The following is a 13,199-nucleotide window of genomic DNA, read 5'->3' on the forward strand; positions in this document are numbered from 1 at the left end:
CAGAGGGGCGCATTATCTAGAGTTACCGTCTTCACGTCAAGATATATCAGCAGTCGAGCCAGGTCAGCCTCCCAGCCACTCCAACAAAGGCGCCCATTGCTCAACATCGCGCCTATGCTTTGCTCGAGGCGGATCAAATACCGTCTGTCCGCCAGCAGCAACGTTTACGTAGTTCTGAGTATTGCGCAAATACGCAACGATCGGGATATCAAAATGCTTGAGAAACTCTTCCAGCATACCAGCAGCCTTGGTGCGAGGATCGACACGCATGGCGACAATACCCACCTTGCCTCGACTCCCCCGCATTTCACTGCGGATGGAATTCAGAAAATCCTCAGTTGCTGCCATGTCAAACACAGAGGGCACCAAGGGCACGACGACCTTATCAACAACACGAAGGTAGTCCGTCAGCTTGTACCCCTGCAAACCGGCTGGCGCATCAACCACCACCCAATCAGCCTCCTTAGGCAGATTCAGCACAATCTGATTACCGGCAAAGTAGCCTGTGACCGGTGGTAGTGCGGGTTCACGGAAAGCCATCCAGCGCAAAGCTGATTGCTGGCGATCCAAATCACACAGCGTGGTTTTTTTACCCTGATTGGCAAAATAGCCTGACAGATTCGTCGCCAGCGTTGTCTTGCCAGCCCCGCCCTTTGGATTCGCCACCATTACTGCGCGCATATAGACCCCTCGAATATTTATTCGCAGATTATATTCGGCCGACGCAAGCCCGTCATAGATGCATAGAATGTAGGTTTTGCTCAATCTAGAAAAATCATGATCACCAAAGTGGCAAGTGAGCGGCAAGGCATACAGTCCGTCGAGGTAGGGTTCCGTCTGTTGAAGGTTCTGGCCGCCGCCAACCGCCCGATGATGTTGCGTGACATCGCCAAGGGCGGCGGCATGCCAGCCGCCAAGGCTCACCGCTACATGGTCAGCTTTCTTCGCATCGGCATCGTCGAACAAGATGTAAGCAGTGGACGCTATGACCTCGGCGCCTACGCACTGGAGCTGGGCCTTTCAGGACTGGGACGACTAGACCCCGTCCGCTTGGCAGGCCCGATTCTGGAGTCTCTATGTGAAGAGATACACGAAACGGTCGGCCTCGCAGTCTGGGGAACTTACGGGGCAACGATCGTCCGCATCGTTGACGCAGGAGCTCCGATCACCATCACCGTTCGCCCCGGCACCGTCCTTTCGCTCTCGAAATCAGCCACCGGACGCGCTTTTTCGGCGTTCTACCGCTCGCCGTTCCTCAAAAAGATACTCGATGAAGAACTGCGCGAAGCCGCTGAGAGCAGCGATATCTCGATCACCACCTTACGCAGGCAGCTGGAAAAAACGCTGACCGATTTCCGCAACCACGGCATTGCCCGCGCCACCGGCAGCCTGACTCCCGGCATCAACGGCTTCAGCGCCCCTGTTTACGACCATACCGGCAGCATGGTGGCAGCAATCACCTCACTGGGATCAGTCGGGGAGTTCAATGTAGAGTGGGATAGCCCGGTGGCCAAGGCAATGATTGAAGCGGCACTCGCCTTGTCTCACCGCCTCGGTTTTGGCAGCGTAAAGGAGTGAACCGCTGGTGCCCCCGAACGGAATCGAACCGCTACCTGATGATTACAAATCAACTGCACGACCTTCATGCTACGGGGGCGCCTTACGACGGGGCCGGATTATAGCGTGATCGCCTGAAGAACAACATGACGACACTCACCAATCCTTTTGAAATTGCCCGCGAGACCCTTCGCCTGCTGGCCACGCGACGCATTCCACCGACGCCTGACAACTATTTGACGCTCTACCATGAGATAGCTGGAACCAAGCCTAGCACCGACAGCTTTCCAGAAAAACAAATGCGTTCGCTGGCTGCCGCGCTCCCCAAGAGCACCCCCGAACAACTGCGTCTCGCACGCCAACTGGACGAAGCAGTCAAAGCGGCGAACTGGGAGGATTACAAAAATCGCCTGGTCGATTTCATCAGCGCCCTCACCGAAGCCCAAAAGCTAGCCTGGTCCGACGTCATCACCGACCTTGTTCGTCAGTGGGATGCCAAGCATGTCGGGCTCACCATCGCCCGCAAACGAGAGTCACTTGAACATGTACTAACTGCCAGCGGCGCCAATCCGGAAACTTTGTTCAATCGCCTGCAAAATCTGTTGCGCTCTTGGGGACAAGGCAAGGAGGATATGGCCTCTACTGGTGAAGTCGTTCCGTCAGAAATCCATCCTTCGACGATGTCGACCGCAGCACACGCTGACCAGCTACTCCCTGAACTGCGCCAGCTATTTGCCTTCACACTGGAAACGTCAATTTCCACCCAACTGCTTGAAAGCCCACAACTGGCCGGTGACGCCAAGGCACTTGCAACGGATATCCGGAGCGCCAACAGCGTTGAGGAGATGCAGGGATTTCTGACCCGACTAAAACGCTTCGCCTTTAAACTTGAACTACTGGCCGAAGACCAAGCTGAGCTACGGCACAGCCTGCTTGGCCTGCTCAGCCTCCTCGTTGAAAACATCACCGAACTTGTCTTGGATGATCGCTGGCTTCACGGCCAAATTACCATCGTTCGCGACATCATCGAAAAACCGCTCTCACAACGCACTCTTGACGATGCGGAACGGCGACTGAAGGAGGTTTTGTTCAAGCAGGGGCAACTCAAAGCAAGCCTCTCCGAAGCAAGAGAAGCCATCAAACACATGCTTACCGGCTTCGTGGATCAGTTAGCCGACTTTGCAGAGGCAACATCCGATTATCACGACAAGATTGAAGACTACGCAGGCAAAATTAGCGCGGCTCAAGACATCGCCGCCCTCGAAACAGTTCTCGGGGAAGTCATGCGCGAAACGCGCAACATCCAGTTCAACGCCCAGCGCTCACGTGATGAGTTGAGGTCGACTCAGAAAAAAGTCCATGAAGCCGAACAGCGGATCCTGGAACTGGAGCGCGAACTGGAAACCACCAGCGATCTCGTCCGCCACGATCAGTTGACCGGCGCCCTCAACCGGCGCGGCCTGGAAGACATGTTCGCCAAGGAGATCGCACGTTCGAAGCGCCATGAAACGGTGCTCTCCGTTGGTCTGCTCGACATAGACAACTTCAAGAAGCTGAACGACTCACTGGGTCACGATGCCGGCGACCAGGCGCTGATGCATCTCGCCCGCGTCTGTCGCGAAACCCTGCGCCCGCAGGACACCGTGGCACGCTATGGCGGCGAAGAGTTTGTCATCCTGCTACCGGAAACCCCACTCGATGACGCAGCCATTGTACTCAGCCGCCTACAACGCGAGCTGACCAAGAAGTTTTTCCTGCATGACAACGAAAAGATCCTGATTACTTTCAGCGCAGGGGTGGCACAAATGGCTCCGGAAGACACCCCAGCCGTCGTAATCAAACGTGCCGACGAAGCCATGTATCAGGCAAAACAGACAGGCAAGAACCGGGTCGTCAAAGCACCGTAAACAATCAAACACAGGGCTCTTAGCTCCGCCACAAAGATACCGGGTAACGAAAATCGGGTTGATATAATCGCCCCGCGCTAAAACCAGCGAAGAGCCGCTCTACAAGAAGCAGATTATGCAGATTCGACAGTGGTGACGGCTCTCTGGATTCGCCAGAGAACAAAACATTCAAGAAATACACGCAATCGACGATAACAACCCCGGGGCCGGCTGATTGGAGCGCCACGCCAGCGCATGCGAAAGATACGATTGTGCGTGTGGGGTTGGGCGACGTGACGGATATATTCGATGAATCAAGCAGTAAAACGGAGGAGTCAAAGATTGAAGGCTGTAATCCTAGCTGGTGGCCTTGGCACCCGGATTTCTGAAGAGACCCATCTGAAGCCCAAGCCAATGATTGAAGTTGGCGGCAAACCGATCCTCTGGCACATCCTCAAGATGTACTCCCACCACGGCATTAACGATTTCATCATTTGCTGTGGCTACAAGGGCTATGTCATCAAGGAGTACTTCGCCAATTACTTCCTGCACATGTCTGATGTAACGTTCGACATGGTAAATAACCGCATGGAAGTACATGAACGGCATGCCGAGCCCTGGCGGGTAACGCTCGTCGACACCGGCGAACACACCATGACCGGCGGCCGTCTCAAGCGGATTGCCGATTTTGTCAAAGACGACGAGGCCTTCTGCTTTACCTATGGCGACGGCGTTTCCGACATCGACATTTCCCGCCTGATTACCTTCCACAAAAGCCACAACAAGCTGGCGACCATCACCGCCGTACAACCGCCGGGCCGCTACGGCGCCTTGAACATCGCGGCAGGCGCCGTCGCTGAATTCATCGAAAAGCCACGCGGCGATGGGGGCTGGATCAACGGCGGCTTTTTCGTTCTCTCGCCCGAGTGTCTAGACTATATCGACGGAGATGCCTCCGCCTGGGAAGGTGAACCGCTAGCCACACTGGCCAAGGCAGAACAACTGGCGGCCTTCGAGCACCCGGGCTTCTGGCAGGCGATGGACACCTTGCGTGATCGCATCCACCTTGAATCACTGTGGGAAAACAACCGCGCCCCGTGGAAACTCTGGAAATGATGGCCAGCAGCTATTCCGGTAAGCGCGTTCTGATTACCGGCCATACCGGATTCAAGGGAAGCTGGCTAAGTCATTGGCTCAACGCTCGTGGTGCCCAGGTTTCCGGCCTGGCCCTCGCGCCGGAAACCCAACCCAACCTATTTAACGAGCTAGGGCTCGCCCAGCATATTGACCATCGCCTTTGCGACCTGCGCGACCGCGATGCGCTGGCCCGGCACGTTGCTGCAATTCAACCGGAAATTGTCTTCCATCTCGCGGCCCAGGCACTCGTCCGACGCAGCTATCAAAATCCGGTGGAAACCTTCGCCACCAACGTGATGGGCACGGCGCACCTGCTGGAATCCTGTTTCGCCACCTCGTCCGTCCGTGCGATCGTAGTCGTCACCTCGGACAAATGCTATGCCCCGAGCAGTTCAGCCTGGGGCTACCGCGAATGCGACCCGCTGGGGGGGCACGACCCTTACAGTGCCAGCAAAGCTTGCGAGGAATGGGTTGCCACCGCCTGGCAAAAAAGCTTCGGCGGCAAAGCCGGTGCCCCACTGATCGCGACCACTAGAGCCGGCAATGTCATCGGCGGCGGCGACTGGGCGGAAGATCGCCTGATTCCCGACCTGGTCCGCGCTCGACAGGCGCATCAAAGCGCCCGCATCCGCAACCCCAATGCCGTTCGCCCTTGGCAACATGTTCTCGAACCACTGGCCGGCTACCTGCAACTTGGCGAGCGCTTGCTGGCCGAGGATGGCAAGTACGCATGCGCCTGGAACTTCGGCCCGGAAATCGGTGCCATGCGCCCGGTGGCTGATCTTTGTGCCGCCCTCGAGCCCGTCCTCGGCCTTGACTGGCAGATCGACGCAACAACGGAACACCCTCACGAGGCTGAGTTCCTCAGGCTGGATAGCAGCCGCGCCCGATTGCTGCTTGACTGGCAACCACGCTGGTCCTTCGATGAAACCATGCAGCTCACCGGGCAGTGGTATGCCCGCCATGCCGCCGGCGAATCGGCCAGGGACCTGTGTAACGAACAACTGCAGAAATACCGGAACAGCAATGGATAACACCCCAAGCCGCGATGCCATTCATCGCGCCGTCAGCCAGTACATCGCCGACGCTGCGCAAGACAACACCTTCATCCCTGGCCAAACGCCCATCCCGCCATCGGGCAAAGTGGTCGGTGAACCCGAAATCCAGGCCATGATCGACGCCTCGCTTGATGCCTGGCTGACCACCGGTCGATTCAACGCCGAGTTCGAAGCCCGCCTGACGGCCTTTCTTGGCGTCGAGCGCAGTATTACCGTCAATTCCGGATCCTCGGCCAATCTCGTCGCCGTTTCATCGCTCTTTTCTCCGCAGCTAGGGAAAAATGCACTGCGTCCGGGCGATGAAGTGATCACGGTCGCTGCCGGCTTTCCGACCACCGTCAATCCGGTCATCCAAAACGGGGGTTGCCCTGTTTTCATCGACATCTCCCGCGACACCTACAACATCGATGCGAGCCAGCTCAACGCTGCACTCTCGCCTAAAACCCGGGCCGTCGTTCTCGCCCATACGCTGGGCAACCCCTTCGATCTGGCAGCCGTAACGCGCTTTTGTGCCGAACACAATCTATGGCTGATCGAAGACTGCTGCGATGCCCTCGGCGCCCGTTATACGCTGCCCGAAGAGGAAGCCGGCTGGCGGGCCACCTTACCGGAAAATGGAGGCGACACCCTGTGGCGACGGGCCGACCCAGCCGAACACAGCGGCAAGGTCGGCAGTTTTGGCCATCTCGGCACGCTTTCCTTCTACCCCGCCCACCACATCACGATGGGCGAAGGGGGGGCCGTTTTTTCCAGCAATCCGCAATTGATGCGCATTGCGGAATCGATCCGCGACTGGGGTCGGGATTGCTGGTGCCCGCCGGGAAAAGACAATACCTGCGGCAAGCGTTTTTGCTGGAAACTGGGCGATCTACCCGAGGGTTACGACCATAAATATGTCTATTCCAATCTCGGCTACAACCTGAAAATCACCGACATGCAGGCTGCCTGCGCCCTGGCTCAGATGGACCGCCTCCCCGGCTTCATCGAGGCGCGACAGCGTAATTTCGCGTACTTGAGCGAGCGCCTGGCACCGCTCGAAGAATTCCTGATCATGCCCTGCGCCACGCCATGCAGCCAGCCGTCATGGTTTGGTTTTCCGCTGACGCTGAAAAAAGACACCGGGACGCATCGCCTGGATTTGCTGCGTTATCTTGAGCAATATCATATCGGTACCCGCTTGCTGTTTGCCGGCAATTTGACCCGACAACCCTATTTCGCGACGCGTCATTTCCGGGTTGCCGGCGCCCTGAGCAATACCGATACCGCGGCCGAAAGCGCCTTCTGGGTCGGGGTATGGCCGGGTCTGAGCGAAGCCCATCTCGATTATGTGGCGGACCGGATTGGTGAGTTTTTCGGAGTCGGCTTTTGAGCCACCCGGCCTTCGGCATTCACAGCACGGCATTGCCGGGCTGCCTTGAGCTATCCGCGCCCCACCAGCAGGACGAGCGGGGCAGTTTCGTCAAGATCTTCCACCGGGATGCCTTTGCCGCGCTCAAGCTGCCGGTGGACTTTCCCGAGGTTTATTACTCGGTTTCACAGCGCGACGTTGTGCGTGGCCTGCATTTTCAGACCCCCCCGGCCCAACATGCCAAGCTGGTCTACTGCCCGCAAGGCCGGGTCAGGGATGCCGTCCTTGACCTCCGCGCCGGCTCCCCGACCTTTGGCCAACACTTCGTTGTGGAGCTATCGAGCGAAGCCGCCAACATGCTCTACATTCCGCCCGGCCTGGCACACGGTTTCCGAACGCTGAGCGACACGGCCATCGTCGTCTATCACGTCAGTAGCCAGTATTCGCCCGAGCATGACCAAGGAATTCGCTGGAATTCAGCCGGGATTGCCTGGGGTATCGAGCACCCCATACTTTCCGCACGGGATGCCGCACACCCCGCACTGGCAGATTTTGCAAGCCCTTTCCATTACGAAGGGGAAGCGTGATGCGGATCCTGGTTACCGGCGCTGGCGGATTTGTCGGGCAACACCTGATACCGCAGCTGCTTGCCGAAGGGCATGCGGTAGCCTGCCTGACGCGCGACCCGGCGAAGCTGCCAGAGGCCTGGGCCGATCTCCCCCGGGCAGGCACGGACCCTGACGGTCTGGGCATTCGTGCCCTTTGCCAGCAATTTCGGCCCCAAGTGGTCATCCACCTAGCCAGCCATTACATCACCGAGCACAGTTTCACCGACATCGCGCCGCTCATTCAAGCCAATCTACTGCTCGGCACCCAGTTGCTGGAGTCGATGCGGGAATCCGGCTGCGATGCCCTAGTCTATGCTGGCACATCGTGGCAACACTATCGCAATGAAGAATACTGCCCGGCCAATTTGTACGCGGCAACCAAGCAGGCGTTATCAACCTTGGCAGAATACTACCGGGATGCCTGTGGCCTGCGTATATTGGAGCTTCATCTTTACGACAGTTACGGCGAAGATGACCCGAGAAAAAAGTTAATCAATCTACTTGAGCTTTCCAGCCAATCGTCCGATAAATTAAAAATATCGGAAGGTCGCCAGTTGCTCCACCTAGTCCACATTGATGATGTCTGTCGCGGCTTTGAGTTGGCTTGCCAGCAAGTAAGTAATTTCGCTGCCGGCGAAAGAAAGGTATACCGATTGCCGGCAGGTGAACTTCTCAGCCTGCGAGAGTTGGTTGCCCGCTTTGATGCGGCGGCCCCCACTTACCCCGCACAACTGGAGTGGGGAGCCAAACCCTACCGGCTACGAGAGGTCTTTGAACCTTGGGAAGACGCCCCCGCGCTGCCCGGCTGGCAAGCAGAGGTTTCAATCGACGAAGGAATGCGGCGTCTTCGATGCCCTGACGTGGCCCGCTCAAAGAAATCTTAGTATCACCCAACCACTCCCCAAAAGGGCAACGCGACACTTAACTAGAAGGCTTAAGTGATGGTGCAGCAAAAAACAGTTTTTGATCTAGGCATGAACAATGGCGACGACACCGCCTATTATTTGCACTGCGGTTACAAGGTAATTGCCATTGAAGCAAATAATGAGCTTTGCAAGGCCGCATCCATTCGTTTTCAGCGCCAGATCGAAAACAATCAATTAAAAATAATAAACCAGGCAATTTCAAATGAAGAGAAGGAACTTACGTTTTACGTAAACACTCTAAATTCTCACTGGAGCAGTCTCGACATTAACTGGGCTAGTCGAAACGACAGCCAGTTCGTTGAATTAAAAACGCGAGGAGTTACTTTGTCATCGCTTTTCGAAAAATTCGGTTGCCCTTATTTCATGAAGGTCGATATTGAAGGCGCCGACTTGATTGCCATTCAGCAGTTAATTGGTCAGAAATCAATTCCCGAATTTTTAAGCATCGAAGATTGCAGGTACGGTTTTGAATACATCGATACTCTTCGAAAAATCGGATATAAAAAATTCGCACTGTCAAACCAGGCACTCGTTCCGCAATCCCCCGACGTTAAGAGAAATTACGAATTTCCGGCTGGGGCATCGGGAATGTTCGGCGAGGATCTAAAAACTGTCTGGCTTGAGCATGATGACTTTGTTGAACAATATGGCACTCTGGTCAGAAACCGTACAACCCTGCAGAAGATTGCCGACGATCCAAATTCAATCTGGTGGGATATCCATGCCCGCTTTTAATTATTCCAGAAAGCTAGCGACCGGCGATTTGGCCACCGCATACAGCACCAAGAAAACCTGGCCAGAACCAAGGAAAATCCAATGAAGGCTCAATTAAAACCCCGAATTAATCTGGAAAACAGGACACCACTGGAGCAGGTAATTCCCTTATCGACCCCATATGTACTGTTTGTGGACCCAGCCAACACCTGCAACTTCCGTTGCTCGTTCTGTCCGACAGGTGATCGTGAACTCATTAAATCGACAGGCCGTTGGCAAGGGCGCATGGATTTCGAGGTATACAAGAAGGTCATCGACGATCTGGGTGATTTCGACAAACCGCTCAAGGTACTCCGCCTCTACAAGGAGGGCGAACCCCTATTGCACACACAGTTCGCGGACATGGTCCGCTATGCCAAGAACAGTGGTCATGTTGAATATATCGACACCACAACCAACGGCTATTTGCTGACCCCCGACCGTGTCGACCAGATCCTGGATGCAGGGATCGATCGAATCAATATTTCCGTTGACGGCATGTCCAAGGAGCAATACTGGGAACTAACCCGCACCAAGGTCGATTTCGACGACTTTGTCAGCAAGGTCCGCTATCTCTATGAGCACAAGGGAAATTGCGAAATTTGCGTAAAGATTCCAGGCGACATTCTCAACGAAACCGACAAACAACGCTTTTTCGACACGTTTGGCGACATTGCAGACCGCGTTTCAATTGAGAACTTCGCCCCCTGCTGGCCGACATTTGATATTGAAGAACGTATGGGCATCCAGATCACCGAGGGAATTTACGGCAATTCCATCATGGATACCCAAGTCTGCCCCTACATATTCTATTCAGTTGCTGTCAACTCAGATGGTAGCGTCAGTCTGTGCTTCCTCGACTGGGCCAGAAAACTAGTCATCGGCAATGCACGCACAACAAGCCTGAAGGACATATGGAATAGCGCGGCTCTCCAGCAGCATCGTATCGCTCATCTTGAAGGACGCCGTAAGGAAAATCCGACTTGCGCGGCCTGCGGCCAATTAAGCCACTGCTTGCCCGACAATATCGACGCCCATGCCCAGAACCTGCTGGCGAAATTTGTAGATAACCAGGCCATAATAAAAACATGAACATGGAGGCCTTTCCGGGAGAAGAGGTCTACCTCTGGCTATTCGACGATGTCGCCAAACAGCTAGAGGAAGGCCAGATCAAATCAGGTCGCGAGCATTTCGAAAAAACTGGAAACAAGGAAATACGCGATGGCGTCCGGCAGTTGGCGACTCGAAAAATGCTTGCTTACCGGTGGTTGCGAGGCAGCGGGATAGAAATCGGCGCGTTGCATAATCCGCTCCATGTGTTTTCGTCGACAACACAGGTTCGCTATGTTGATCGTCTCAATGAAGCCAACTTGCGCTGCCACTATCCCGAGTTGAATGCGCTGGATCTGGTCCCGGTCAGCATCATTGACGACGGGGAAACCCTTTCGTCCCTGCCTGATAACTCCCAGGACTTCGTGATCGCCAATCATGTTATTGAACATACCGAAGACCCCATTCGTGCCTTAAACACCTGGTTCAGGGTGCTGCGGCCGGGCGGCACGCTCTACCTAGGCGTCCCGGACAAACGATTCACCTTTGACCAAAACAGGGTCAACACCCCCTGGATTCACTTAGTCGCAGATCACACTTGCGGCCCAGAAGGTTCGCGCAAGCAACACTACGAAGAGTGGATCAGGTATATCGGCAAACATACCGAATACGCAGAGGTCGAAATATTGGTCCAGCAACTGATGGCCCAGAATTACTCGATTCATTTTCATGTCTGGGATGCTGAAAATTTTACGGACTTTCTCAACAACTATCGGGAAAGCTACAACCCTGGTTTCGGCCTGAATGAGTTTCAGCAAAATCTGGCGTCTCAGGAAATGATCTATATCCTCAAGAAAGACGAATAACTGCGAGCAGTGAAAGAGCCAACAATTAATGGGGCGACAAGACAAACCATAACTGCCCGTTTTCCCCACAAGCAGAGAGGAAATTATTACCATGAACCAGGCAGCAAAAAAAATCCTGTTTGTTATCCCGCCCTATTTCAATATCGATGATTTTCTGAATCAGCATCACAGTTATGTGCTGCCCTCGTTTACCGTTCCCTATGGCGTACTATCGCTAGATGCTTTCCTGAAGGGTAAATGTGTCTCTTCCGTAGAAACCAGGATTCTTGATCTGAATATATTTCTCAAGGCACTGGTCGACAGCAAACGGACAGATGTGGACTGCATGGCCTTATTTGCCAAGCAGGTAATGGAAAGTATCGAGGAATTCAAACCGGATTTCGTCGGCATTTCTGCGCTGTTCAACTCCTCTTTCCGTTACATGGAAGCACTGGCCAGCGCGGCAAAAAAGGCGAGTCCGACAGCATTGGTCGTTGCCGGCGGAGGCCTGCCATCCGCTGCATCCTACAAGATGCTGGACTCCTGCCCGTCGCTGGATGCGATTTGCAAAGGAGAAGGCGAAATTCCTCTCTGTGAGTTGCTGGATGCCGTCGTGCCGCAGGAGATCCTCGAAAACCATGCCTCGTGGATCACCCGCCGGGGTTGTGACAAGGGCAAGATTGCCGCGCATACCTTTGTCCAGAATCTCGACGACATTCCGCCGCTGAATTACGGAATCATTGATCTGGACAACTACAACTCCCGCTCGATTGACAAACGCTTTGTCGGCCAACCCAAGCGGGAAATGGCAATCCACACCTCACGCGGCTGCCCGTTCCTCTGCGTCTTTTGCTCAAATCCTTCGCTACATGGTCGCGATGTTCGAATGATGAGCATCGACCGGGTAATTGCCGAAGTCCAGCGAATGAAGGATCGGTTCGGCCTGACCGTGCTGATGATAGAGGATGATCACTTCTTCCACGACGTTAGTCGCGCTAAGGAGATTCTGCGCCGCGTGATCGATCTCGACATCCGGATCGAATTTCCGAATGGGGTGGCGGTGTACGCGATTGATGACGAGGTCGCTTCGCTATTCAAGGAGGCCGGCGTTTCAACGGTTGCGCTTGCTGTCGAATCGGGCTCTGACTATGTCTTGAACCACATCATCAAGAAACCGTTAAAAAAGAAACTGATCCGGCCAGCGGTTGAGGCATTACGGCGGCACGGTGTGCTGAGTCACGTTTTCATCGTCATTGGCCTGCCCGGTGAAATGCCGAATCATCGCCAAGAGACGCTCGAGATGCTGCTCGATGTAGGCTTTGATTGGGCACATATTTTTTGCGCAATCCCGATCTTTGGTAGCCGGCTCTACGATATCTGTGCTGACAATGGCTACATCGAAAACGCCAACCAGTTGGACTACATTGCTACAAAATCCTTGATTCGAGCGCCTGGCGTGGATCCGGAGGAAATTGAGAAACTGGCCTACGAAATCAATCTTCGGGTCAATTTTGTCGACAATCACAACGTAAAACTGGGCAATTACGACACCGCACTGAAGTACTTCAAGAATGTTTGCGACAAGTATCCAGACCACGCATTCGCCCACTATTTCATCGCAGAAGCCTACCGCCGCTCTGGCATCGACCCTGCAAAGGCAACGGCGCACTATAATCAGTTCGCAGAGATCATTGCCCGCGACCCTTGGTGGGCGGAACAATCTGAAAAATACAATCTCCGTACCGAACTGGCTATCGCCTGATCACGCACAGAATCGACCGCTCCATTCCGTGCCGAACTTATGTTAAGACTACCCTTTGCCTGAAATACTTCATATCACCGCGCATCTGGGCGGCGGCGTCGGCAAGGTCCTGTCACGACTAGTCGAAGAGTCCTCGCGCCGGTGCGATGGCTTCCGACATGTCGTGGCCTGTCTCGAAAAACCGGAAAAGGATGTTTTCAGTACGCATCTGGCCAGCCATGGCGGTGAACTGCTGATCTGCCCGAGTTCAGAGGAACTCGACCGCAGAA

At 54.8% G+C, this 13,199-nt stretch carries 12 protein-coding genes and 1 tRNA gene; 11 read left to right on the forward strand and 2 right to left on the reverse strand.

The window, feature by feature from the left end; all coding sequences use genetic code 11:
* Nucleotides 1–63: 63 nt before the first annotated feature.
* Nucleotides 64–765 carry a nucleotide-binding protein gene (locus AT959_RS13965; protein WP_240481838.1) on the reverse strand — a complete coding sequence of 234 codons (702 nt, stop codon included), beginning with the start codon at nucleotides 763–765 and terminating at the stop codon, nucleotides 64–66.
* 12 nt (nucleotides 766–777) lie between these two features.
* Between AT959_RS13965 and AT959_RS13970 the strand changes: the two genes are divergently transcribed.
* Nucleotides 778–1,578: an IclR family transcriptional regulator gene (locus AT959_RS13970; RefSeq protein ID WP_066884062.1), complete on the forward strand. Its 801-nt coding sequence runs from the start codon at nucleotides 778–780 to the stop codon at nucleotides 1,576–1,578.
* 5 nt (nucleotides 1,579–1,583) lie between these two features.
* Here the strand turns inward: AT959_RS13970 and AT959_RS13975 are convergent.
* A tRNA-Thr gene (locus AT959_RS13975) sits at nucleotides 1,584–1,657 on the reverse strand.
* Between the two features lie 46 nt (nucleotides 1,658–1,703).
* On the opposite strand from AT959_RS13975, the gene AT959_RS13980 reads away from it, so the two are divergent.
* The 10 genes from AT959_RS13980 (at nucleotide 1,704) to AT959_RS14025 (ending at nucleotide 12,930) form a co-directional block, all read left to right on the forward strand.
* Nucleotides 1,704–3,464, forward strand: coding sequence for a GGDEF domain-containing protein (locus AT959_RS13980; protein WP_066884064.1), 1,761 nt, complete (start codon nucleotides 1,704–1,706; stop codon nucleotides 3,462–3,464).
* A 288-nt stretch (nucleotides 3,465–3,752) separates the two neighbouring features.
* Nucleotides 3,753–4,559 carry a glucose-1-phosphate cytidylyltransferase gene (rfbF, locus tag AT959_RS13985; protein ID WP_338032514.1) on the forward strand — a complete coding sequence of 269 codons (807 nt, stop codon included), beginning with the start codon at nucleotides 3,753–3,755 and terminating at the stop codon, nucleotides 4,557–4,559.
* On the forward strand, nucleotides 4,556–5,614 hold the full coding sequence (rfbG, locus tag AT959_RS13990; RefSeq protein WP_066884075.1) for a CDP-glucose 4,6-dehydratase: 1,059 nt from the start codon (nucleotides 4,556–4,558) through the stop codon (nucleotides 5,612–5,614). The genes rfbF and rfbG overlap by 4 nt, the downstream gene beginning before the upstream one ends.
* Nucleotides 5,607–7,007 (forward strand): lipopolysaccharide biosynthesis protein RfbH, encoded by a 1,401-nt coding sequence (gene rfbH, locus AT959_RS13995; RefSeq protein WP_066884077.1) that lies wholly within the window; start codon nucleotides 5,607–5,609, stop codon nucleotides 7,005–7,007. Before rfbG ends, rfbH begins: the two co-directional genes overlap by 8 nt.
* Nucleotides 7,004–7,573: a dTDP-4-dehydrorhamnose 3,5-epimerase family protein gene (locus AT959_RS14000; RefSeq protein WP_205629918.1), complete on the forward strand. Its 570-nt coding sequence runs from the start codon at nucleotides 7,004–7,006 to the stop codon at nucleotides 7,571–7,573. Before rfbH ends, AT959_RS14000 begins: the two co-directional genes overlap by 4 nt.
* Nucleotides 7,573–8,478, forward strand: coding sequence for an NAD-dependent epimerase/dehydratase family protein (locus tag AT959_RS14005; RefSeq protein WP_066884079.1), 906 nt, complete (start codon nucleotides 7,573–7,575; stop codon nucleotides 8,476–8,478). Before AT959_RS14000 ends, AT959_RS14005 begins: the two co-directional genes overlap by 1 nt.
* A 57-nt stretch (nucleotides 8,479–8,535) precedes the next feature.
* Nucleotides 8,536–9,255 (forward strand): FkbM family methyltransferase, encoded by a 720-nt coding sequence (locus tag AT959_RS14010; protein ID WP_066884082.1) that lies wholly within the window; start codon nucleotides 8,536–8,538, stop codon nucleotides 9,253–9,255.
* 81 nt (nucleotides 9,256–9,336) lie between these two features.
* Nucleotides 9,337–10,365, forward strand: coding sequence for a radical SAM/SPASM domain-containing protein (locus AT959_RS14015; protein ID WP_066884084.1), 1,029 nt, complete (start codon nucleotides 9,337–9,339; stop codon nucleotides 10,363–10,365).
* On the forward strand, nucleotides 10,362–11,189 hold the full coding sequence (locus AT959_RS14020) for a methyltransferase domain-containing protein (RefSeq protein WP_066884086.1): 828 nt from the start codon (nucleotides 10,362–10,364) through the stop codon (nucleotides 11,187–11,189). The genes AT959_RS14015 and AT959_RS14020 overlap by 4 nt, the downstream gene beginning before the upstream one ends.
* A gap of 91 nt (nucleotides 11,190–11,280) precedes the next feature.
* The gene (locus tag AT959_RS14025) at nucleotides 11,281–12,930 is read left to right on the forward strand and encodes a B12-binding domain-containing radical SAM protein (protein WP_066884088.1); all 1,650 of its coding nucleotides are present in this window, start codon (nucleotides 11,281–11,283) and stop codon (nucleotides 12,928–12,930) included.
* Nucleotides 12,931–13,199: the final 269 nt, after the last annotated feature.

The sequence above is a fragment of the Dechloromonas denitrificans genome (assembly GCF_001551835.1).
GTDB lineage: Bacteria > Pseudomonadota > Gammaproteobacteria > Burkholderiales > Rhodocyclaceae > Azonexus > Azonexus denitrificans.